The 22,077-nt window shown below is 66.0% G+C and carries 17 protein-coding genes and 1 tRNA gene; 5 read left to right on the top strand and 13 right to left on the bottom strand.

Going from position 1 to position 22,077, the window contains the following annotated elements:
* Positions 1 to 31: 31 nt before the first annotated feature.
* The 3 genes from SB764_RS17020 to imuA are packed head-to-tail and all read right to left on the bottom strand — an operon-like array spanning position 32 to position 5,972.
* Positions 32 to 3,544 carry an error-prone DNA polymerase gene (locus SB764_RS17020; RefSeq protein WP_410864128.1) on the bottom strand — a complete coding sequence of 1,171 codons (3,513 nt, stop codon included), beginning with the start codon at positions 3,542 to 3,544 and terminating at the stop codon, positions 32 to 34.
* 18 nt (positions 3,545 to 3,562) lie between these two features.
* Entirely contained in the window at positions 3,563 to 5,224 is a 1,662-nt protein-coding gene (locus SB764_RS17015; RefSeq protein WP_234774936.1) for a Y-family DNA polymerase, read from the bottom strand.
* The gene (imuA, locus tag SB764_RS17010) at positions 5,106 to 5,972 is read right to left on the bottom strand and encodes a translesion DNA synthesis-associated protein ImuA (RefSeq protein WP_065061358.1); all 867 of its coding nucleotides are present in this window, start codon (positions 5,970 to 5,972) and stop codon (positions 5,106 to 5,108) included. Before imuA ends, SB764_RS17015 begins: the two co-directional genes overlap by 119 nt.
* Positions 5,973 to 6,307: 335 nt before the next feature.
* On the opposite strand from imuA, the gene SB764_RS17005 reads away from it, so the two are divergent.
* The 3 genes from SB764_RS17005 (at position 6,308) to SB764_RS16995 (ending at position 8,196) form a co-directional block, all read left to right on the top strand.
* Positions 6,308 to 6,384 (top strand) — tRNA-Pro (locus tag SB764_RS17005).
* Positions 6,385 to 6,621: 237 nt separating this feature from the next.
* Positions 6,622 to 7,086: a phosphohistidine phosphatase SixA gene (gene sixA / locus SB764_RS17000; RefSeq protein WP_065061357.1), complete on the top strand. Its 465-nt coding sequence runs from the start codon at positions 6,622 to 6,624 to the stop codon at positions 7,084 to 7,086.
* Between the two features lie 291 nt (positions 7,087 to 7,377).
* Positions 7,378 to 8,196, top strand: a complete 819-nt coding sequence (locus SB764_RS16995; RefSeq protein WP_065061356.1) for a GNAT family N-acetyltransferase — start codon at positions 7,378 to 7,380, stop codon at positions 8,194 to 8,196.
* 116 nt (positions 8,197 to 8,312) lie between these two features.
* On the opposite strand, the gene ppx is transcribed toward SB764_RS16995, so the two are convergent.
* Entirely contained in the window at positions 8,313 to 9,902 is a 1,590-nt protein-coding gene (gene ppx, locus SB764_RS16990; RefSeq protein WP_065061412.1) for an exopolyphosphatase, read from the bottom strand.
* 238 nt (positions 9,903 to 10,140) lie between these two features.
* On the opposite strand from ppx, the gene ppk1 reads away from it, so the two are divergent.
* Positions 10,141 to 12,204 (top strand): polyphosphate kinase 1, encoded by a 2,064-nt coding sequence (gene ppk1, locus SB764_RS16985; RefSeq protein WP_110328349.1) that lies wholly within the window; start codon positions 10,141 to 10,143, stop codon positions 12,202 to 12,204.
* A 127-nt stretch (positions 12,205 to 12,331) separates the two neighbouring features.
* Here ppk1 and phoR read toward each other — a convergent pair whose 3' ends face one another.
* The 7 genes from phoR to pstS all read right to left on the bottom strand — a co-directional run bounded on the left by phoR (position 12,332) and on the right by pstS (position 19,332).
* Positions 12,332 to 13,645: a phosphate regulon sensor histidine kinase PhoR gene (phoR, locus tag SB764_RS16980; protein WP_065061354.1), complete on the bottom strand. Its 1,314-nt coding sequence runs from the start codon at positions 13,643 to 13,645 to the stop codon at positions 12,332 to 12,334.
* Between the two features lie 175 nt (positions 13,646 to 13,820).
* On the bottom strand, positions 13,821 to 14,522 hold the full coding sequence (phoB, locus tag SB764_RS16975) for a phosphate regulon transcriptional regulator PhoB (protein WP_027817258.1): 702 nt from the start codon (positions 14,520 to 14,522) through the stop codon (positions 13,821 to 13,823).
* Positions 14,523 to 14,574: 52 nt separating this feature from the next.
* Entirely contained in the window at positions 14,575 to 15,279 is a 705-nt protein-coding gene (phoU, locus tag SB764_RS16970) for a phosphate signaling complex protein PhoU (RefSeq protein WP_065061353.1), read from the bottom strand.
* Between the two features lie 40 nt (positions 15,280 to 15,319).
* Complete coding sequence (pstB, locus tag SB764_RS16965) at positions 15,320 to 16,168, bottom strand: phosphate ABC transporter ATP-binding protein PstB (RefSeq protein ID WP_065061352.1); 849 nt, start codon at positions 16,166 to 16,168, stop codon at positions 15,320 to 15,322.
* Positions 16,169 to 16,183: 15 nt separating this feature from the next.
* Entirely contained in the window at positions 16,184 to 17,080 is an 897-nt protein-coding gene (gene pstA, locus SB764_RS16960) for a phosphate ABC transporter permease PstA (protein ID WP_065061351.1), read from the bottom strand.
* Positions 17,077 to 18,063 carry a phosphate ABC transporter permease PstC gene (gene pstC / locus SB764_RS16955; protein WP_065061350.1) on the bottom strand — a complete coding sequence of 329 codons (987 nt, stop codon included), beginning with the start codon at positions 18,061 to 18,063 and terminating at the stop codon, positions 17,077 to 17,079. Before pstC ends, pstA begins: the two co-directional genes overlap by 4 nt.
* A gap of 237 nt (positions 18,064 to 18,300) precedes the next feature.
* Entirely contained in the window at positions 18,301 to 19,332 is a 1,032-nt protein-coding gene (gene pstS / locus SB764_RS16950; protein WP_065061349.1) for a phosphate ABC transporter substrate-binding protein PstS, read from the bottom strand.
* A gap of 272 nt (positions 19,333 to 19,604) precedes the next feature.
* On the opposite strand from pstS, the gene SB764_RS16945 reads away from it, so the two are divergent.
* On the top strand, positions 19,605 to 19,826 hold the full coding sequence (locus SB764_RS16945; protein WP_146230034.1) for a hypothetical protein: 222 nt from the start codon (positions 19,605 to 19,607) through the stop codon (positions 19,824 to 19,826).
* Here the strand turns inward: SB764_RS16945 and glmM are convergent.
* The gene (gene glmM, locus SB764_RS16940) at positions 19,781 to 21,133 is read right to left on the bottom strand and encodes a phosphoglucosamine mutase (RefSeq protein ID WP_110328348.1); all 1,353 of its coding nucleotides are present in this window, start codon (positions 21,131 to 21,133) and stop codon (positions 19,781 to 19,783) included. The genes SB764_RS16945 and glmM overlap by 46 nt on opposite strands.
* 109 nt (positions 21,134 to 21,242) lie before the next feature.
* Entirely contained in the window at positions 21,243 to 22,049 is an 807-nt protein-coding gene (gene folP / locus SB764_RS16935; protein WP_082992027.1) for a dihydropteroate synthase, read from the bottom strand.
* Positions 22,050 to 22,077: the final 28 nt, after the last annotated feature.

Here is a 22,077-nt window from a genome sequence, read left to right as displayed (position 1 = left end):
TCTCCTTTTTTCTCCTGTCGGCAAACAACGCTCAGTGGAAATCGCGGCTTTCCGTCGCGAGCCGCCCGAGCAGACGGCTGTGATCTTCGAGCCGATGCGCGACCAGGTGCACCACCTCGCCCTCGCGCTGCACGACGCCCGCCACCACCAGTAGCGACGCCCCCAGCAATTCCTTGCGCTGCGACTCCACGAGCGCGGCGTGCACGATCACGTTGACCGAGCCGGTTTCGTCCTCCAGCGACACGAAGATCGTGCCGTTCGCCGTGCCCGGCCGCTGCCGCACCGTGACGATGCCGCACACGCGCGCGAGCATGCCGTGGCGGCAACGCGCGAGTTGCGCCGCGCTGCGAAAACGCTGTTTCGCGAGCCCTTCGCGCAGCAGTTCGAGCGGATGGCGATTGAGCGTGAGACGCAGGCTGGCGTAATCGGCGACGATCTCCGCGCCTTCCGAGGCGCGCGGCAAGTCGAGCCGCGCCTCGGCCACGGGCGCGTCGCGCAGCAAGGCCGGCACCGCATGCTGTGCGGTCACGGCCCACCACGCCTCGCGCCGATGCCCGGCGATGCTCGCGAGCGCATTGGACGCCGCCAGCGCTTCCAGCTCGCGGCGCGTAAGCCCGGCGCGGCGCGCGAGGTCGTCGACATCGGTGAACGGCGCCTCGGCGCGGGCGGCCATCACGCGGCGCGCGGCGTCCTCGGAGAAGCCCTTGATGAGACTGAAGCCGAGCCGCACCGCCGGGCCGTGGCGGCCGTAATGACGCGGCGCGAGCAGGACGCGCGCGCGCACGACGCCGCGATAGCCGCGCATGAGCGGCCGGCGACGCGTTTTTTTCTGCGCGACAAAGCTCGCCGCGTTTCCATGCACCTCATCGTTGAACGTCGCGGCGCGCAACAACGCGCGATAACGCGCGACGTCGGCACAACGCGCGGCCTCGCCATCGGCATCGGCGGCAAGACGCACGCCCGGCGCGCCGCGCACTTCCAGCACCGACTCCCAGTCGCTCAAGCCGATATCGGGCGCGCGCACCTTCACGCCATGCCGCTTCGCGTCCTGCACGAGTTGCGACGGCGAATAAAATCCGAGCGGCTGACTGTTCAGCAAGCCCGCGAGAAACGCCGCGGGCTCGTAACGCTTGAGCCATGAACTCGTGTAGACGAGCAGCGCAAAGCTCGCCGCGTGACTCTCCGGAAAGCCGTAATCGCCGAAACCCTCGATCTGCTTGCAGATGCGTTCCGCGAACTCCGGCGAGTAGCCCTTGCGCAGCATGCGCTGCGTCAGATCGGCCTGATACGGTCGCAGATCGCCATCGCGCCGCCACGCCGCCATCGCGCGGCGCAGCTTGTCGGCCTCTTCGCCGGTGTAGTCGGCAGCGACCATCGCGAGGTGCATGACCTGCTCCTGGAAAATCGGCACGCCGAGCGTGCGTTCGAGCACCGGACGCAGTTCCTCCTTCGCGTATTCCACCGCCTCCTCGCCGTGCCGGCGCTTCAGATACGGATGCACCATGTCGCCCTGAATCGGCCCCGGCCGCACGATCGCCACCTGAATCACGAGGTCGTAATACGTCTGCGGCCGCAGACGCGGCAACATGCTCTGCTGGGCACGCGATTCGATCTGGAAGACGCCGACCGTATCGGCGTGCGTGCACATCTCGTACACGGCGCGATCTTCGACGCCGATGTCCTGCACGCGAAACTGCGGCAGCCCGCGCCGCAGCGCGACGCATTCGAGCGAACGCCGGATCGCCGAAAGCATGCCGAGCGCGAGCACATCGACTTTCAACAGGCGCAGCGCGTCGATGTCGTCCTTGTCCCACTCGATCACGTAGCGGTCCTTCATGGCCGCGTTTTCGATCGGCACGAGCCGCGAGAGCTTGTCGCGCGCGATCACGAAACCGCCCACGTGCTGCGAGAGATGACGCGGAAAACCGCGCAGCTCGCGCGTGAGGCGAATGAGCTGCTGCGTGACGTGCGAATCGGGCGAGAAGCCCGCTTCCTCGAGATGATGCGCGATCGAATCGGGACCGTCCCACCACTGATGCGCGCCCGAGAGTTTTTCGACCAGCATGGTGTCGAGCCCGAGCGCCTTGCCCACGTCGCGCAAGGCGCTGCGCGAGCGATAGGTGATCAGCGTCGCGGCCAGCGCGGCGCGGCGCGTGCCGTATTTGCGATAGATGTACTGGATGACTTCCTCGCGGCGCTGGTGCTCGAAATCGACGTCGATGTCGGGCGGCTCGTTGCGCGCGCGGGACAGAAAACGCGCGACCAGCATGTTCATGCGCACGGGGTCGATCTCCGTGATCATGAGGCAGTAGCAGACCACCGAATTCGCCGCCGAGCCGCGGCCCTGACACAGGATCTTCTGCTCGCGCGCGAAGCGCACGATGTCGTGCACAGTGAGGAAATATTTCTCGTACTGCAGCTCGGTGATGAGCGCGAGTTCCTGCTCGATCTGGTCGCTGCGCTTCTTGTTCAGGCCGTCGGGCCAACGCTCGGCCACGCCCTTCATGACGAGCTTGCGCAGCCACGAGCCCGGCGTTTCGCCCGGCGGCACGAGTTCCTCGGGATACTCGTAGGCCAGCTCGCCGAGACTGAAAGTGCAGCGGCGCGCGACGTCGAGCGTCGCGTCGAGCGCCTCGCGCGGATAGATCGCGCCGAGCCGCACGCGCGAACGCAGATGGCGCTCCGCGTTGACTTCCAGCGCGCGGCCGCACGCCGTCAACGGCTTGCCGATGCGGATCGCGCTCAGCGTGTCCTGCAAGGGCTTGCGCGAGCGAGCGTGCATCAGCACGCCGCCCGTCGCCACGAGCGGCAGACCGCTTTCCTGCGAGACGTGGCGCAGGACTTCGATCTGCGCGTCATCGCTGCCGGTTTGCCAGAGTTCGAGCGCGAGCCACGCGCGCTCGGCCGCGAAACCCGCGAGCCAGTGCGCGGCGCGCAAGGTCTGCGCGAGCGTGGCCGTGCGCTGCGGCACGAGCAGCAGCACGCAGTCGCGCAGATGCTTCAGGTGCGTGAAATCCTGGGCGGAATCGGCGGCATGGGTTTGCGGATCGGTGAAGTCGGACGGCGTCACGCGGTACTGGCCCTTCGGCGCCCGCGAACGCGCGAGCGTGATCAGCTCGCAGAGATTGCCGTAGCCCTCGCGGTTCATCGCGATCGCCACGAGCGTGCAGAACGGCGCGCCGTCTTCGTCGACGAGATTCAGTTCGCTGCCCGTCAGCAAGTGCAGCGACGGCACGAACGGGCCGGGCGTGCGCGCCTCGGCGTGCGCCTTGCGGCGCGCCTCGTCGTAGTCGTTGAGCGCGCTCCAGGCGCGCACGATGCCCGCGAACGAGCACTCGTCGGTGATGGCGAGCGCGCGATAGCCGTGACGGATCGCCTGCTCGACCAGCTCGCTCGGACGCGACGCGCCGCGCAGGAACGAGAAGTTGGTCAGGCAGTGCAGCTCCGCGTACTCAGGCAACTGCGCCGGCAACTGCGCGGGCAGCGACGAAGACGACGATGATGGTTGCGCGGGCAACGAATCGCCCGCTCCGCTGATCGACATGATGCTCGATAAAAACCGCTAGCCGAACAGGCCTTGCAGATACCACTGGCCGCCGATGCGCTCGCGATACAGCCAGAACATGCGGCCCTGATCGTCGGCGGCGACGTAGTAGTCGCGCTCGACGCCCTCGCCGTCCCACCAGCCGGCCTCGATGCGCTCGGTGCGCGTGAGCGTCTTGAGCGGACGCCGATACACCGGCCGGTCGCCGCGCATCGCGAGCTTGAGCGGTTTTTCGAGCAGCCACGCCGGACGCGGCTGCGACGGCAGCGGCACCTCGGGCAGATCGAACGCACTCTGCGCCGGCGTGCTTTCCGGCGGCTCGCCGCTCGGCGCGCGCGCGCCCTTGCGGCCCTCGCGCGGCTTGCGCGGCGCCGCGCGGCGCGCGCTCGCCCGCCACGTGCGCGCCGACATGGCGTGCTCGGGCCGGTGATCGTCCTCGACGAAAAGTTGCAGCACGTTCTGCTCGCCCACGCGCGCGCCGATGCGCTCGAACAGTTGCGTGATCGACGCCTCCGACGCCTCGGGCATCGGGAACAGCGTGTCGGTGGGCGCGGCATATTCGCTGACCTGGTCGGCAACCAGCGCGAGCCCGATGACCGGCGCGATCAGCTCGGTCTGGTTGAGCTTCTCGCGCAGCAGCCAGAGCAGATGCTCGGGATCGCGCGACGGCGCGGCCCACGCAAGCGCGAGGCTCGACGTGCGCGGCGCGTGGCGCGACGCGAGCTCGTGTTCGAGGCGCAATTCGAAGCCGCTCAACGCGCCGTGCTGCGCGGCGAGCCAGCCCGCCAGCTGCATCACGAGACGGCGTGCGGCGAACAGCAGCGCCTCGGCGCTTTCCACGCGCGCCTGCAATTCGAGCGACGCATGAAACGACGGCGGCGCGGCGAACCAGACACGCGGATCGGGCGCCTCGCCGCGCGCCTGCGCGAGCCACGCGAGCACGCCGTCGCCGAAACGCCGCACGATGCCGTCGCGCGGCAGCCGCCGCAGATCGCCGAGCGTCGCGCAGCCGATCTGCGTGAGCGCCTGTTCGTGCTGCGCGGCGAACGGCGCGAGACCGACCGGCAGCGCGTCGAGCGCGCGCGCGAGCGTCGTTTCCTTGAGTACGTGCCAGCGCCGCGACGAGACCCGCGTGGCGCGCGCCTGCGCCAGCGTCCACGCACCCCACGCCGTGGGCGCGCAGGCGATGCGCGCGGCGTGCCCGCAGCTCGCGACCGTGGCCGACACCTTCGCGAGCAGCGCGCGCACGCCGCCGAACAGCCGCAGCCCCGAGCCGACTTCGAGCAACAAGGTATGCGACTGCGCGAACGACACCTTCGGCGTGTAGGCGAGCAACGCGAGCGCGAGCGCCTCGAACGCGCGCTGCTCGCGCGCCGCGTCGGCTTCGAGCAGCACGAGGCCCGGCGCGAGCGCCAGCGCATGCGCGCGCGTGGCGCCGGGCTGCACGCCGAGACGGAACGCGTCGAGATCGGCGATCAGGATGCGCGCGTGATCGGCGAGCGCATGGCAGCGCTCGGGCGGCGCGGCGGCTTCATCGTGCGGATGGGCGGGATCGGCGTGCTCAGCCCGCCTGTCCTGCGGCGGCAGTGACGACAGTGACGGCGGTGGCGGCGGCGCGGGCGGCAGGATCGGTTTGACGGCCTCCAGCGGCAACAACGGCAAGGTGACGGCGATCCACAGCATGATGATTGGCCCCGGGCCACGGCAGCGCCGACGCCTCGCCCGGCTGGGGCAACAGCGACGCCTGCAACGGCAAAGTAATGACGAGTGGCTGGGCGGGCGGCGGCCCGCGGCGTTTGAAAATATCGACGGACACGGCGGCGAGCTGCATCCAGGCGCGCCGGTTCAGACTCGCGTCCGCCTCGGGCGGCGGCACCGGCGTGCAGACCATGCGCAGCGGCGCCGGCGACGACTGGTTGCGCGCCGCGGGCGGCCGCATGAGAAACGCGAGCGCCTGCGAATCCTGCGCGGCGACCTGCAGACGCCGCAGGGTGTCGGCGCGCGCCTTCGGCTGCCAGAGCATCACGGCGCCGATGCCATCCTGCTTGAGCGCCTGCTCGGCGGCCCAGGGCGCCTCGTGCTCGCTCGCACGCACCCAGATCACGCGGTCGAGCGCGATGCCCCACGCCTTGAGCGCGCAGGCGTACGGCTGCCACGGCGGTGCGACCAGCAGCACATGACGGCCCGCCTGCGCCGTCAGCGCGCGCAGCGCGGGCGCGACGAGCCGCATCTCGCCGATGCCGCCCTGCTCGACCAGCAGCTCGGTCAGGCTGCCCGCGGGCCAGCCGGCGCCGGGCAACAGGGCGTCGAGCGCGGCGTGACCGCTCGACACCGTGCGCTCGCTCGCGTACGCGAGCTGATCGCCCTGCCAGACGCGGCTTTGCAGCCGCGACGGCAGATGCGCGGTGAGCTGAATCGCGGCGGCCATGCGTGCGCTCCGTTGCCGGGTTGCCCTGTCGATCGGGAATAGTTCGCCCTGCCCGGCAATGAAGGGGCATGGCGAAGGGAGTTGGGCGGGCGCATCGGGTGGCGCCGCAGTCCTGTATATTTATACAGTATTTCTGCGCGTTCCTGGAAGGGAGTTTTGGGTGGCCAAGGGGTGGCCAAGGGGTGGCCCAGGGTGGCCAGGCCAAGACGCGACGCGACGCGGAATTTTGAGGGGCGGATGGCGTGCCGGGATCGTCGCAAAAGCATCGCCAGCAAAAACAGCGAGCAAACGGATTTGACGCCGCGGGTAGGAAGACGCTACAATCCGCGGCTCCTCGGAGCGTAGCGCAGCCTGGTAGCGCATCTGATTTGGGATCAGAGGGTCGTAGGTTCGAATCCTATCGCTCCGACCACAGCTTCAAGCAAAAAGCCCAGCCTTAACCGGCTGGGCTTTTTGTTTTTCCGGCAGTCCTTCGACGCTTCCCGGCTGGGCAGCAATCCGGGCAATCCACACCCTGCCGCACCCTTCGCCGGCACACCCCATGCTCCCTACAATGGCAAAACACCGGCGAAAAACGAAACCGCGAAAAATAACGCCCCCCGCCTCGCGACATCCCGCCCATCCCGCCCATCTCCCAGGAGAGCCGCTCATGAATCTCATCCTCTGGCGCCACGCCGAAGCCGAAGACTTTGCGTCCAGCGACCTCGCGCGCCAGCTCACCACACGGGGACGCAAGCAGGCGCAGAACGTCGCGCGCTGGTTGCGCTCACGTCTGCCCGAAGACGCCGTGATCCTCGCGAGCCCCGCCGCGCGCACGATCCAGACCGCCGAGGCGCTCACCGACCAGTACCGCGTGGTGCGCGAAATCGCGCCCGATGCCAGCGTCGACGCCGTGCTCACCGCCGCCGGCTGGCCCGATGGCATCGCCTCCACCGTTGTCGTGGTCGGCCATCAGCCGACGCTCGGCGAAGTCGCCGCGCACCTCCTGTCGCACGACAGCGACCGCCGCGGCTGGCCCGTGAAGAAGTCGGGCGTCCTCTGGATCAAAAGCCGCGAGCGCAACGGCGACGGCGCAGCCGTCCTGCTCGCCGCCATCACGCCCGAACTCGTCTGATCGGCACCACACTGCGCGACTGCGCACCACGTCGCGCGCAAGATCGCGCGCCTTCGTCGCCCTCTCCTCACGCGCCGCCGCTCGCGGCGCGACTCCCCGCCTGAATGCCACCTAAGCCCGCCTGAACCCGCCGAAATCCCGCAAACGGCGTCACTAAACCGCACAACGGCCTCGCACCGCTCTGTCAGCCTTACAGAGCGTCATCGAATCGTCATTGCGTTTTCATGGAAACGTAACCGCGTATTACTAAATTGCCGGGAAAGTTCTCTTACTTCCCGACCAGGACGCCCCATGCGAGATCTGCCGATGCCCACCCTGCCGTTCGCCTCGAGCCTCTTCGAGTCGAATCGGCGTCTGCCGCGCGCCGAAGAAACGGTCACCGCGCAGCACCGCCTTCAGGTGGCCTGGGCTCGCAGCGACGAAGAACTGCGCGAAGCGCAGCGCCTGCGCTACCGCGTGTTCGCCGAGGAAATGGGCGCGCGTCTGACCGGCCCGGCCGGTCTCGACGTCGACGCCTTCGACCACTATTGCGATCACCTGATCGTGCGCGATCTCGACACGCTCAAGGTCGTCGGCACCTATCGCGTGCTGCCGCCGCACGAAGCCACGCGCATCGGCCGCCTGTACGCCGAGAGCGAATTCGACGTGTCGCGCCTCGCGCATTTGCGTCCGAAGATGGTCGAAGTGGGCCGCTCGTGCGTGCATCCCGACTACCGCAGCGGCTCGGTCATCATGTCGCTGTGGGGCGGTCTGGGCGCCTACATGACGCATAACGGCTACGAGACGATGCTCGGCTGCGCGAGCGTGGCGATGGCCGACGGCGGCCACTACGCGGCCAATCTCTACGCCTCGCTCGGCGCGAACGCGCTGACCGATCCGGAATACCGCGCCTTCCCGCACACGCCGCTGCCCGTCGAGGAACTGCGCACGGGCGGCAGCGCCGTGCCGCCGCCGCTGATCAAGGGCTATCTGCGTCTCGGCGCGAAGATCTGCGGCGCGCCGGCCTGGGATCCGGACTTCAACACCGCCGACTTCCTGACGCTGTTCCGTCTCTCGGACATCAACGAACGTTACGCGCGCCACTTCCTCGGCGAGGCCGCCACGCGCTGATCCACCGCGGCTTCACCGCATTCACGACGTCGCAAAACAAAACGCCCGGCCATTGAGCCGGGCGTTTTCATGTCCACATCGTCACGCAGGTCGTGCAGAACGCGCTGAGCGCGCGATCACTCTTCCGTATAAACCACGCGATACGGAATGCCGATCTTGCCCCACTCCGCCGCTTCCTGAACGAGGTTGTAATCGGTGAGCGGATTGTTCTGCACCCAGGCGTTCGGCAGCAGCACCTCGAAGCCCTCGCCTTCGCGCATGACCTTGATGTGCGGCAGGCCGACATCGGCGCGACGGCGGCTCAGCAGCGCGGCCAGACGCAGGCAGAACAGCAGCGGCCATTCGACATCGCGCGCCTGCGAGAGCTTGCCGAGCTTGCCCACGTGGCCGAGCACGAGCGCCGCGAGACGCGCCTGGTCGGTGCGCGAGAAGCCCGGCATGTCGGCGTTGCTGGCGATATAGGCCGAATGCTTGTGATACGCGCTGTGCGAAATCGACAGGCCGATCTCGTGCAGCGACGCCGCCCAGTTCAGGAAGTTGCGGCTTTCCTCGCGGCGCTCCGCGTCGGGTTCTTCGAGCTGGTCGTAGAAGCTCACCGCGAGTTCGGCGATACGGCTCGCCTGCGCGCGATCCACGCCATAGCGGCGCATGAAGCCTTCCACCGTGACCGTGCGCATGTCTTCGTGCTGCGACCGGCCGAGCAGGTCGTAGAGCACGCCCAGACGCAGCGCGCCGTCGGTGGTGTCGACGTAATCGATGCCCAGTTCGTCGAACACGGCGATCATGATCGACAAGCCGCCCGCCAGCACCGGAATGCGGTCGGGCTTGAGCGCGACGAGCTTCAGCCGGTTGACGTTCTCCGCCTTGATCAGCGCGCGCTTCAGGCGTTCCAGGCCGCCGCGCGAAATGCCGTGCGTGATGCCCGCATCGTTGAAGCCGTTCGCCTCGACGAGTTCGGCCAGCGCGCGCGCCGTGCCCGAGGAGCCGATCGCCTGATCCCAGCCGGTCGCGCGGTAGTCGGAGGAAATGATCTGGATTTCGCGCGTGGCGGCGAGTTCCGCCTGGCGCATGGTGTATTCGTCGACGTTGCCGGCCGGGAAGAACTGGCGGCTATGGCTCACGCAGCCGATATACAGGCTTTCCATGCGGATCGGCGTGTAGTGCGAACCGATGATGAACTCGGTCGAGCCGCCGCCGATATCCACCACGAAGCGCTTGCCCGCGCTCGCCGGCACCGAATGCGCCGCGCCCGCGTAGATGAGGCGCGCTTCTTCGCGGCCCGCGATCACTTCGATCGGGAAGCCGAGCGCGGCTTCGGCCTCGCCGAGAAATTCGCGCGAGTTCTTGGCGACGCGCAGCGTGTTGGTCGCCACGGCGCGCACGTGATCCGGATGAAAGTCGCGCAGACGTTCGCCGAAACGCTTGAGCGCGTCCCAGCCGCGCACCTGCGAGGCGCGGTCGAGCTGTTTGTCCTTCGACAGGCCCGCGGCAAGGCGCACGGGTTCACGCAGGGCGTCGACCGGGTAGATCTGGCTGCCGGCGTCGGTTTCTTCGACCCGACCGACGATCAGACGAAAGCTGTTCGAACCGAGGTCGACGGCGGCAAGCAATTGCGGATTGGTGACCATCGAGGGGGCGGGCTCCATGCGTGCGAACGCGGTCATGCGGGCTCGTTGAGCAGCGGCCGCGTTGTCCAAATATGCCATTTTAAGCGTACCCGACTTCGTCATGTCGCACCTCGCGCGAGTGACGGTCAGAAACGCCCGCAACGGGACTTTCGGGGACACCCTGACCCACTGTGCATGATTGCCGCCCAAGGTGTCGAACACGTGAAAATGCGGCGTAGAATTTATGACACACCAATTGTCACAATAAAGTCATATTACTGTGAGAATTTCCGAGCGTCCGTTCGAATCATCCCCCGAAATTCCGCGTTCACTGCCAATGTCCATCCGCTACCCCCTTCTCAATCGCGAACTGGGCATTCTGGGATTCAACGAGCGTGTGCTCGCACAGGCCGCCGACCCCACCGTTCCCTTGCTGGAGCGCTTGCGCTTCATCTGCATCACCAGCAGCAATCTCGACGAATTCTTCGAAGTCCGCATGGCCGGGCTGCAGGAGCAGATGCGCGACAACCCGGGCGTGCTCTCGCCCGACGGCATGTCGCTGCAACACGTCTACGAACTCGTGGTCGAGCGCGCGCAGCGCCTCGTGCACCGCCAGTACCGCATGCTGCACGACACCGTGCTGCCCGCGCTCGAAGAAGAAGGCATCTACTTTCACGGCACCGACGCCTGGAACGAAGCGCAGACCGCCTGGGCGCGCAGTTATTTCCTCGACGAACTGCTGCCCGTGCTCACGCCGATCGGCCTCGACCCCGCACACCCGTTCCCGCGCGTGCTCAACAAGAGCCTGAACTTCGTGGTCGAACTCGAAGGCAAGGACGCCTTCGGCCGTCAGGCGCTGATGGGCATCGTGCAGGCGCCGCGCGCGCTGCCGCGACTCGTGCGGATGCCGCAGGAACTGTCGGGCTTCCAGCACGGCTTCGTGCTGCTTGGCTCGCTGCTGCAACGCTTCGTGGGCGAGTTGTTTCCGAACCTCGTGGTGCGCAGCTGCAACCAGTTCCGCATCACGCGCAACAGCGAGCTGTTCGTCGACGAAGACGAAATCACCAATCTGCGCGTCGCGCTGCAAGGCGAGCTGCCCGCGCGCCATCTGGGCAACGCGGTGCGCCTCGAAGTGTCGGCGGATACGCCCGTGCATCTCGTGCGGCGTCTGCTCGACGAGAGCGGCCTGAACGAGAAGGACTGCTACTACGTCGACGGCCCGGTGAATCTCGTGCGCCTCATGCAGTTGCCCGAGATGGTCGATCGCCCCGATCTCAAGTTCGTGCCGCACGTGCCCGCGATTCCGCAGCGCATCGCGGCCAACAGCAACATGTTCGACGTAATCGATCAGGGCGACGTGCTGCTGCATCATCCGTACGAAAGCTTCCAGCCCGTGCTGGAGCTGCTGCTGCAAGCCGCCAACGATCCGAACGTGGTCGCGATCAAGCAGACCATCTACCGCACCGGCACCGACTCGCCGCTGATGGACGCGCTCATGCAGGCCGCGCGCAACGGCAAGGAAGTGACGGTGGTCGTGGAACTGCTCGCGCGCTTCGACGAAGAGACCAACATCAACTGGGCTTCGCAGCTCGAAGCCGTGGGCGCGCATGTGGTGTACGGCGTGGTCGGCCACAAGTGCCACGCCAAGATGATGCTGATCGTGCGCCGCGTACCCGTGAACGGCCGCATGCAGCTGCGCCGCTACGTGCACCTCGGCACCGGCAACTATCATCCGCGCACGGCGCGTCTCTACACCGACTTCGGCCTCATGACCTCGGAGCCGAAGACCTGCGAGGACGTGCATCACGTGTTCCAGCAGCTCACCGGCATCGGCGGCGAGCTGCAACTGCACGAACTGTGGCAGTCGCCGTTCACGCTGCATCCGAAGCTCGTCGAGTCGATCCGCGCCGAAGCCGAAGCCGCGCGCCAGGGCAAGAAAGCACGCATCGTCGCGAAGATGAACGCGCTGCTCGAACCCACCGTGATCGACGAGCTATACGAAGCCTCGCAGGCGGGCGTGAAGATCGATCTGATCGTGCGCGGCGTGTGCTCGCTGCAGCCGGGCGTGCCGGGGCTGTCGGAGAACATCACGGTGCGCTCGATCGTCGGGCGCTTCCTGGAACACCATCGCATCTACTACTTCTACGCAGGCGGCGCGGAGAACGTCTATCTGTCGAGCGCCGACTGGATGGACCGCAATCTGTTCCGCCGCGTCGAAGTCGCGTTCCCGATTCACGATCGCCGCCTGAAGCGCCGCGTGATCGCCGAAGGGCTTTCGTGTTTCCTCGGCGACAATCAGTCGGCGTGGCTCATGCAAAGCGACGGCCATTACAAGCGCCGCCGCGCCGGCAAGGCCGTGCGCAACGCGCAGATGAGCCTGCTCGCGAAGTTCTGTTCGTGAAAGTTTGAAGCGTCTGAAGCCCGCGCCTTTGCCGATGGCGTAAAAAAGCCGCTTCGAACGAAGCGGCTTTTTTATTGGGCGCCGGTGAAACCATGTACTACGCGATGCGCCACCCATCCCACCGCGCTCACACCGGCGCAGGTTGACGCCGCGTCGTACGCGCCGACGGAAAGCGCACGGTGAACGTACTGCCGCGCCCTTCTTCGCTCTTCACCTCGAGCGCCGCATCGTGACGCTGCAGCACATGCTTGACGATGGCGAGCCCGAGACCCGTGCCGCCCGTATCGCGCGAACGGCTGCGGTCCACGCGATAGAAGCGCTCGGTCAGGCGCGGAATGTCGCTGGCCGGAATGCCGAAGCCGGTGTCGGTGACCGAGAACACCGCCTGGCCGCCTTCCACGCGCCACGCCAGATGCACCTTGCCGCCTTCGGGCGTGTAGCGCACGGCATTGGTCGCGAGATTGCCCAGCGCGCTGAGAATTTCGGTTTCCGAGCCCGTAAGCGAGAGCCCGTCGTCGAAATCGGCGCTGATCCGATGATGACCGCCCGAGAGGCTTTCCGCGTCTTCGCGCACGTGGACGAGCACGGCGCGCATGTCGATCATCTGATCACCCGGCGAACGCCCTTCGCCTTCGAGCTTCGCCAGCACGAGCAGATCGGTCACGATGTGACGCATGCGCGACGCCTGCTGCTCCATGAGGTCGAAATAGCGGTTGCGCTCGTCTTCGGACAGCGGCAGCTCGCGCATCGTCTCCAGAAAGCCCGAGAGCACCGTGAGCGGCGTCTTGAGTTCGTGCGAGACGTTGGCCACGAAGTCGCGCCGCATGGCGTCCGTGCGTTCGAGTTCGGTGATGTCCTGCGAGAGCACGAGCTTGCGATTGTCGCCGTAGGGAAACACCTGCACCGAGAGCACGTTCTGCCGCTTCGTGCCCATGCCGCGCATGATCAGCATCTCCTTGTAGTCGTGCGAATTCAGATAGCGCACGAAGTCGGGCTGACGCACGAGATGGGTGATGTGCTGGCGCAGGTCGCGTTTGGCGTCGAGGCCGAAATGGACTTCGGAAATCGCGTTGCACCACTCGATCTGATCGTGATCGTCGAGCATGGCCACGCCGTTGGGCGACGCCTGAATGGCCTGGATGAAGCGCGAGTGCTGCTGTTCGACCTGGCGCACCTGGGCGTGCCAGCGCTTCGCGAGTTTGTGCAGGCGGTAATAGATTTCGCCCCACACGCCCGGCGCGCTCGGCACTTCGCCGTAGACCGGCGCGTCGAGCAGACGCCACAGGCGCTGTTTGTGGAACGTGCTGAAAACCATTTGCGCGGCCAGCAGCGCGACGGCCAGCGCCAGTGCGAGCTTCACGCCGAAAAACGCGCCGACGCCCGTGCAGACGAGCGCAAGCAGCACGATCGATACGAGGGCGCGCGCCCAGATGATGTTCATGTTCCTGCGATCGATGAGAAGAGGAGTCCGGACCGGGGCGCTGCGGAATCGGAAAGCGCCGGCGCGCGCATCAAGCAGGCTTGCGCTGCGTCACCGGCGTACTGCCGCCCGAGCGCGGGCGCTCAGGCTTCGGAGCGGCTCAGCAACTGAGCGCCCCGCTCACCCGCTTGCCGGTTCAGGCGCTCTTGGCGAGCCGGTAGCCGCTGCCGCGCACCGTTTCGATCATAGCATCGCAGCCCGCGGGCTTGAGCGCGGCGCGCAGACGCTTGATATGCACGTCGACGGTCCGTTCCTCGACGAACACGTGGTCGCCCCACACCTGATCGAGCAGTTGCGTGCGGCTGTGCACGCGCTCCGGATGCGTCATGAAGAAGTGCAGCAGACGGAACTCGGTCGGGCCGAGATCGAGCTTGATCTCCGAGCCTTCGGCGTGCGCCGCGACGCGGTGCGTGGCCGGGTCGAGCTTGAGACCGTTGATGGCGACCACGTCTTCCGTGAGCTGCGGCGCGCGGCGGCGCAGGACCGCCTTGATGCGCGCCATCAGTTCCTTCGGCGAAAACGGCTTCGTGACGTAGTCGTCGGCGCCGATTTCGAGGCCAAGCACCTTGTCCTGCTCGTCGCCGCGCGCGGTCAGCATGATGATCGGAATATGCTTCGTGCGCTCGTTGTTGCGCAGATCGCGCGCGAAATTGACGCCCGACTTGCCCGGCAACATCCAGTCGAGCAGGATGAGGTCGGGCAGCACGTCGCTGATCAGGTTCTGCGCCTGTTCCGCGTTGTACGCGCGAATCGGGCAATGACCCGCGTGTTGCAGGTTCACGGAAATCAGCTCGGAAATCGCGGGCTCATCTTCGATGACGAGAATGCTGCTGGGCATCGGCACCTCTGGCACTAAGACCTGTTAAACCGTTGTAACGTGATGTGAAGGATCAGCTGAGCGCTTCGCGCTCGAGTGCGTCGCGCGACTTGTGGCGCACGTCGGTGCCCTTCACGATGTAGATGATGAATTCGGCGATGTTCTTCGCGTGGTCGCCGATCCGCTCGATCGCCTTGGCGATGAACAGATAGTCGAGGCCCACGGAAATCGTGCGCGGATCTTCCATCATGTAGCTCACGAGCTTGCGCACGAAAGCACGGAATTCCTCGTCGATCGCCTTGTCGTCGCGCACGATCTGCGCGGCCGCCACGGTGTCGAGACGCGCGAACGCGTCGAGCGCGCGGCGCAGGATCGACACGGCCATCTCGCCCGAGACCTTGATCTCGGCGATATTCACCGCGCGCGAGGCGCCGTCTTCCATCAGGCGCTTGGTGCGCTTGGCGATCTTTTCGGCTTCGTCGCCGGCGCGCTCGAGGTTCGTGATGGTCTTCGAGATCGCGAGCACGAGACGCAGGTCGCGCGCGGCCGGCTGACGGCGCGCGATGATGTTGCTGCACTCTTCGTCGATCTCGACTTCCATCGTGTTGAGGCGGTCTTCGGCGGCGATCACGCGCTCGGCGGCTTCGCCGTCGAACTCGTTGAGGGCCTGCATCGCCGTGATGATCTGCGATTCCACGAGGCCGCCCATTTCGAGCACCTTCGACGAAATCAGGTTCAGGTCGGCGTCGAACTGGCTGGACAGATGCTTGTCGGACATGTCGTTTCTCCCTTCTTCCGCTTGGGGTTCCCCAACGGGATCAGCCGAAGCGGCCGGTGATGTAGTCTTCCGTTTCCTTGCGGACCGGCTTGATGAAGATCTTCTCGGTGTCGCCAAACTCGATCAGTTCGCCGAGATACATGTACGCAGTGTAGTCCGAGCACCGCGCGGCCTGCTGCATGTTGTGGGTCACGATCACCACCGTGTAGTCGCTCTTGAGTTCCGCGATCAGTTCTTCGATGCGGCCCGTGGAAATCGGGTCGAGCGCCGAGCACGGCTCGTCGAGCAGCAGCACTTCCGGACGAATCGCAATGCCGCGCGCGATGCACAGACGCTGCTGCTGGCCGCCCGAGAGGCCGTAGCCGCTCTGGTTGAGCTTGTCCTTCACTTCGTTCCAGAGCGCCGCCTTGGTGAGCGCCCACTCGACGCGGTCGTCCATTTCCGGGCGCGACAGCTTCTCGAACATCTTCACGCCGAACGCGATGTTGTCGTAGATCGACATCGGGAACGGCGTCGGCTTCTGGAACACCATGCCGACGCGCGCGCGCAGCAGCGAAATGTCCTTGTTGTAGGTGAGCAGGTTCTCACCGTCCATCAGGATCTCGCCTTCGGCGCGCTGCTCGGGATAGAGCGCGTACATCTTGTTGAAGGTACGCAGCAGCGTGGACTTGCCGCAGCCCGACGGGCCGATGAACGCCGTCACCTTGCCTTCGGGAATCTGCAGGTTGATGTTCTTCAGCGCGTGGTACTTGCCGTAGAAGAAGTTCAGGTCCTTCACTTCGATCTTCGGTTTGCCGAGCATGAGGCCGCTTTTGCCCTGGGCGGGGTCGAGGCCCGACGGCGCAGTACCGTTTGCAACGGGATTAAGGTGACTCTCTGCCATATTCATCGGATGACTCCGCCCTTACTTTTTCGAAAAGATGGTGCGCGCGAGGATATTCAGCCCCAGCACGCCCAACGTGATCAGGAACACGCCGGCCCAGGCAAGCGACTGCCATTGCGAGAACGGGCTCATCGCAAACTTGTAGATGGTGACCGGAAGGTTCGCCATCGGCTGATTCATGTCCATGCTGAAGAACTGGTTCGACAGCGCCGTGAAGAGCAGCGGCGCGGTTTCGCCGGCGATACGCGCCACCGCGAGCAGCACGCCCGTCACGATGCCCGCGATCGACGCCTTGAGGGTGATCGACAGCACCATCTTCCACTTCGGCGTGCCGAGCGCGAAGGCCGCTTCACGCAGCGCGTTAGGCACCAGCTTGAGCATGTTCTCGGTCGTGCGGATCACGATCGGGATTTCCAGCAGCGCCAGCGAGATCGCACCCGCCCAGCCGCTGAAGTGGCCCATCTTGGCGACCACGAGCGCGTAGACGAACAGACCGACGACGATCGACGGCGCCGACAGCAGAATGTCGTTGATGAAGCGCGTGATGCTCGCGAGCCAGCCCTTCTGGCCGTATTCGGCGAGATAGACGCCCGCCAGGATGCCGATCGGCGTGCCGACGAAGGTGGCCAGCGCCACCAGTTGCAGACTGCCGACGATCGCGTTGGCGAGACCGCCGCCATCGGTGTTCGGCGGCGGCGTCGACTGCGTGAACAGTTGCACCGACAGACCGCCCACGCCGAGCGAGAGCGTCGTGTAGAGAATCCACACGAGCCACAGCAGGCCGAAGGCCATCGCGCCGAGCGACGCCGTCAGTGCGATCGCGTTGGTCACGCGGCGGCGGCTTTGCAGCTTGCCGCGCATGCGTTCGAGTTCGGGGCCGTAGATGGCGCCCGGGATTTTCAGCAGCGGCTCGCTCATCGCGCACCCTCCGACTTTTCAAGGCGCAGCAGCATGATCTTCGAGATCGCCAGCACGATGAAGGTAATCACGAACAGAATCAGGCCGAGCTCCATGAGCGCCGCCGTATGCAGGCCCGGGCTCGCTTCGGCGAACTCGTTGGCGAGCGCCGAGGTGATGCTGTTGCCCGGCGAGAACAGCGAGACGTTGTCGAGCAGGTTCGTATTGCCGATCACGAAGGTCACGGCCATCGTTTCGCCGAGCGCGCGGCCGAGGCCGAGCATCACGCCGCCGATCACGCCGGTCTTGGTGAAGGGCAGCACGATCTTCCACATCACTTCCCACGTCGTGCAGCCGATGCCGTACGCGGACTCCTTGAGCAGCACGGGCGTGACTTCGAACACGTCGCGCATCACCGAGGCGATATACGGAATGATCATGATCGCGAGAATGACGCCCGCGCACAGAATGCCGATACCGATCGGCGGGCCCTGAAACAGCGGGCCGATCAGCCACACGTCGCCGAGCAGATGGCCGAGCGGGCGCTGGAAGTATTGCGCGAAAATCGGCGCGAACACGAGCAGACCCCACATGCCGTACACGATCGACGGGATCGCGGCGAGCAGTTCGATGGCGATGCCGAGCGGGCGGCGCAGCCACGCCGGCGACAGCTCGGTAAGGAACAGCGCGATGCCGAAGCTCACAGGCACGGCGATGATCAACGCGATCAGCGAGGTGGCGATCGTGCCGTAAATGGGCACGAGCGCGCCGAACTGGTCGCTGGGAGGATCCCAGTCGGCCGTCCAGAGGAATGAGAGACCGAACTTCTGGATCGTCGGCATCGAAGCGACGATCAGCGACACGATGATGCCGCCGAGCAGCAACAGCGTGACAATGGCGGCGCCGCGAGTGAGGCCGCCAAAAATGATGTCCCCTGCCGGGCTGGGCGCTTTCTGCTGCGCGGCGTTGCCGGGCGGGTTCGAGACGAGCGGGACGTCGGACATGATGACCTGTATCCAGTTGCCGCAAGCGAGGCTCGCGACGTTGATGCGGTTCCAGAACCGCCGACCGCCCTGCGCCGGTCCATTGACCGGTCGATCAGCAATCAGGGCGGCAGATCGTAGCGGGTGTATTTACGGAAATATTGCAGATTTATTACAACTGCATAACCAGTGTTCCGGAAGCAGCACGGGCCGCACGCATGAGGCGGGCGGCCCGGTTCAGCTACACGGTCGGTCCGCTTATTCGGCGATTGCCTTGCCGCTTGCGTCCTTGACCTTTTCCTTCCACTGCGACTTGATCTCGCTCACGACCGATTGCGGCAGCGAGATGTAGTCGAGGCTGTCGGCGGCCGGCGTGCCGTTCTTGAATGCCCAGTCGAAGAACTTGAGCGTTTCCTTGCCTTGATCCGGCTTGTCCTGTGCCGTGTGCAGCAGCACGAACGTGGCGCCCACGACCGGCCATGCGTCCTTGCCCGGTTCGTTCGTCAGGATCTGGTAGAACGACTTCTTCCAGTCTGCGCCGGCGGCAGCGGCCTTGAACGTGTCCGTGCTCGGCTCGACGACCGCACCCGACTCGTTCTTCATGGCAGTGTAGACCATGTGATTTTGCTTGGCGTACGCCCACTCGACGTAGCCGATCGCGCCCGGCAGACGCTGCACGAAGGCGGCGACGCCGTCGTTGCCCTTACCGCCCGTACCCGTCGGCCAGTTCACGGTCGAGCCTTCGCCGACCTTGCTCTTCCACTCGGGATTGACCTTCGACAGGTAGTTCGTCCAGATGAAGCTGGTGCCCGAACCGTCGGCGCGGCGAACCACGGCGATGTCCAGATCCGGCAGCTTGACCTTCGGGTTCAGCGCGGCGATTTCGGGGTCATTCCACTTCTTGACCTTGCCGAGGTAGATGTCGCCGAGGACCTGGCCCGACAGCGTGATTTCGCCTGCCTTGATGCCCGGCACGTTGATCGCCGGCACGACGCCGCCCACCACCGTCGGGAACTGGAACAGGCCTTCCTTCGTCAGTTCGTCGTCCTTCAGGGGCGCGTCCGAACCTGCGAAATCGACCGTCTTGGCGACGATCTGCTTGATACCGCCCGACGAGCCGATGCCTTGGTAGTTCACCTTGCCGCCACCCGACTTTTGATAGGCATCCGCCCATTTCGTGTAGATCGGTGCTGCAAAGGTGCTGCCCGCGCCGGTGATGTCAGCAGCGTGGGCTGCCATCGCGAAGAGGGCGCCAGCAACGCCAGCGAGCGCGGTTTGCATCAATTTCATGAGACCTCCAGGTGTGTGAGCGGATGAACGACAGGGCGAAGAATAGGGCCTCTGTGTGACAGTACTGTGACGATTCATGAAGCGTTCGTGACAGTACGATTACCGCCTGAAAGTCGGGGAAACGAGAAGTTAGGCGTTCGCTTCAAAAGCGCGAATGCCCGGCTGGCAAGCCGTTGCGGCCGCCCTGCCCCGCCCGGCGGGCGTTTGCCCGGGCGGCGGGGTCCGACTGGAAATGCCGCGCGCAGGCGTCTGAAAGCTTTTCGAAAACGCGCGTGGGCGGTTCGCAAACGTTTTGGAACGTTCGCTCCAACATCGAAATTTCCGCTGAAGAATGTGGTGCGGCGCACATGGAAAACGCGATGCGCGACGCATTGTCGCGCCCCGCATCGCGTTTTTTGCAGCCCTCAGGACCGCATTGCGCAGCCCAGGATCAAGCGGATGAAGCGGATCAGGCGATCGCGCGCTTCACCGTATCGGCGATCGATTCGGCGTAATGGAGCGTGTCGCGCTCGTCGCGCGCTTCCACCATCACGCGCAGCACCGGCTCCGTGCCCGACGCGCGGATCAGCACGCGGCCCTTGCCCTTGAGCTCGGCTTCGGCGTCCGCAATCGACTTCTGGATGGCGGCGTTGCCCTTCCAGTCGGCGCCCTGCGCGATGCGCACGTTGATGAGCTTCTGCGGGAACAGCGTGACGCCGTCGGTAAGCTCGGCGAGCGTCTGGCCGCTGCGTTTCATGGCCGCGAGCACCAGCAGCGCCGACACGATGCCGTCGCCGGTCGTATGACGGTCCAGCGAGAGAATATGGCCCGACCCTTCCGCGCCGATCTGCCAGCCATGTTCGCGCAGTTGCTCCAGCACGTAGCGGTCGCCCACGTTCGCGCGCACGAACTGCACGCCGAGGCGCTCGAGCGCCTGCTCGACCGCGAGGTTGGTCATCAGTGTGCCGACCGCGCCTTCCACCTTGCCGTCGGTCGCGATGCGGTCCTTCACGAGCACGTAGAGCAGCTCGTCGCCGTTGTAGAGGCGGCCCTGTGCGTCGACCACCTGGAGGCGGTCAGCGTCGCCATCGAGCGCGATACCGAGGTCCGCGTGATTGGCGCGCACCGCACGCACGAGCGCATCGGGCGCCGTCGCGCCCACGCCGTCGTTGATGTTGAAGCCGTTCGGCGACACGCCGATCGGAATCACGTCGGCGCCCAGTTCATGGAACACGTGCGGGGCGATGTCGTAAGCCGCGCCGTTCGCGCAGTCGATCACGAGCTTCAGGCCGCGCAGATTGAACGCCTGCGGGAACGTGCTCTTGCAGAACTCGATGTAGCGCCCGCCCGCATCATGCAGACGACGCGCGCGGCCGAGCTGCTCGGAAGGCGCGCAGTCGAGCGGCAACTCGAGCTGCTCCTCGATCTGGGTTTCGACATCGTCGGGCAGCTTGTTGCCGTCGGCCGAGAAGAACTTGATGCCGTTGTCGTAGTACGGATTATGCGACGCGCTGATCACCACGCCGGCGGCCAGACGCAGCGCGCGCGTGAGATAGGCGATGCCGGGCGTGGTCATCGGTCCGGCCAGCATCACGTCGATACCCGCAGCCGACAGCCCCGCTTCGAGCGACGCTTCCAGCATGTAGCCCGAAATGCGCGTGTCCTTGCCGATCAACACGGACGGACGCGGCCCCGACGCCGGCGCGGCACCGGCCAGCACCTTGCCCGCGGCGTAACCCAGCCGCAGCACGAAATCGGGCGTGATCGGCGCGACGCCAACCTTGCCGCGAACCCCATCGGTTCCGAAATAACGACGTCCCATACCTCAAACCTCTCTTTGGTTCTATTTTGCGGCGCCTTCGCGCCGCGCTTTTCATGCTGTGCGGTTGTCTTTTGCTGCTGCTTTTCGCGCCTCGCGACCGCTAGCGTGCTTACACGCGTTCGGCGGCGCGCATGGCGCCCCACACCTTGAGCGCGTCGACTGTCGGCGCCACGTCGTGCACGCGGATGATCGCCGCACCCTTCTGCGCCGCGCACACTGCCGCGGCCACGCTGGCCGCCACACGCTCCGGCGCGGGCCGGTTGACGAGCGCGCCGAGCATCGACTTGCGCGACATGCCCGCGAGAACCGGATACGGCGCGACGCCCTGCGCCACCTCGGGCGCGGTCTGCGGCAGATGCGCGAGCAACGCGTAGTTGTGCTCGATCACCGACTTGCCGAAGCCAAAACCCGGATCGACGCTGATGCGCGCCTTCGCGATACCCGCCGCCTCGAGTGCGGCGCAGCGTTCGGCCAGAAACTCGCGCACCTCGCGCACCACGTCGACATAATCGGGCTCGCCGACCTGCATCGTCTGCGGCTCGCCGAGCATGTGCATCACGCACAGACCGCAATCGCTCTCGCGCACGGCATCGACGGCGCCCGGCATGCGAAAGCCCCAAATGTCGTTGATCAGGTCCGCGCCCGCGGCAATCGCGTGGCGCATGACTTCCGGCTTGTAGGTATCGATCGACAGCGGCACATTCGCGTCCTTGAGCCGCTCGATGAGCGGAATCACGCGTTCCAGCTCTTCGTCGAGCGGCACGGGCGGCGCGCCGGGACGCGTCGATTCCCCGCCGATATCGATGATGTCCACGCCGTCGAGCACCATCTGCTCGGCGCGGCGCAGCGCGTCGTCGAATGCCACGTAGCGGCCGCCGTCGGAAAACGAGTCGGGCGTGGCGTTGAGTATCCCCATGACGAGCGGGCGCTCGAAGGTCAACGTG

It is taken from the genome of Paraburkholderia sp. SIMBA_027 (assembly GCF_046535315.1).
GTDB classification, from domain to species: domain Bacteria; phylum Pseudomonadota; class Gammaproteobacteria; order Burkholderiales; family Burkholderiaceae; genus Paraburkholderia; species Paraburkholderia tropica.
This window is presented reverse-complemented; position numbering and strand designations above follow the sequence as displayed.

Bases quoted from the DNA above. Each gene is read 5' to 3' on its own strand.
- phoU (WP_065061353.1), bottom strand. From the start codon at position 15,279: ATGTCCGACAAGCATCTGTCCAGCCAGTTCGACGCCGACCTGAACCTG.
- pstS (WP_065061349.1), bottom strand. From the start codon at position 19,332: ATGAAATTGATGCAAACCGCGCTCGCTGGCGTTGCTGGCGCCCTCTTC.
- glmM (WP_110328348.1), bottom strand. From the start codon at position 21,133: ATGGGACGTCGTTATTTCGGAACCGATGGGGTTCGCGGCAAGGTTGGC.
- SB764_RS17020 (WP_410864128.1), bottom strand. From the start codon at position 3,544: ATGTCGATCAGCGGAGCGGGCGATTCGTTGCCCGCGCAACCATCATCG.
- pstB (WP_065061352.1), bottom strand. From the start codon at position 16,168: ATGAATATGGCAGAGAGTCACCTTAATCCCGTTGCAAACGGTACTGCG.
- ppk1 (WP_110328349.1), top strand. From the start codon at position 10,141: ATGTCCATCCGCTACCCCCTTCTCAATCGCGAACTGGGCATTCTGGGA.
- sixA (WP_065061357.1), top strand. From the start codon at position 6,622: ATGAATCTCATCCTCTGGCGCCACGCCGAAGCCGAAGACTTTGCGTCC.
- imuA (WP_065061358.1), bottom strand. From the start codon at position 5,972: ATGGCCGCCGCGATTCAGCTCACCGCGCATCTGCCGTCGCGGCTGCAA.
- phoR (WP_065061354.1), bottom strand. From the start codon at position 13,645: ATGAACATCATCTGGGCGCGCGCCCTCGTATCGATCGTGCTGCTTGCG.
- pstA (WP_065061351.1), bottom strand. From the start codon at position 17,080: ATGAGCGAGCCGCTGCTGAAAATCCCGGGCGCCATCTACGGCCCCGAA.
- phoB (WP_027817258.1), bottom strand. From the start codon at position 14,522: ATGCCCAGCAGCATTCTCGTCATCGAAGATGAGCCCGCGATTTCCGAG.
- pstC (WP_065061350.1), bottom strand. From the start codon at position 18,063: ATGTCCGACGTCCCGCTCGTCTCGAACCCGCCCGGCAACGCCGCGCAG.
- SB764_RS16995 (WP_065061356.1), top strand. From the start codon at position 7,378: ATGCGAGATCTGCCGATGCCCACCCTGCCGTTCGCCTCGAGCCTCTTC.
- folP (WP_082992027.1), bottom strand. From the start codon at position 22,049: ATGGGGATACTCAACGCCACGCCCGACTCGTTTTCCGACGGCGGCCGC.
- ppx (WP_065061412.1), bottom strand. From the start codon at position 9,902: ATGGCATATTTGGACAACGCGGCCGCTGCTCAACGAGCCCGCATGACC.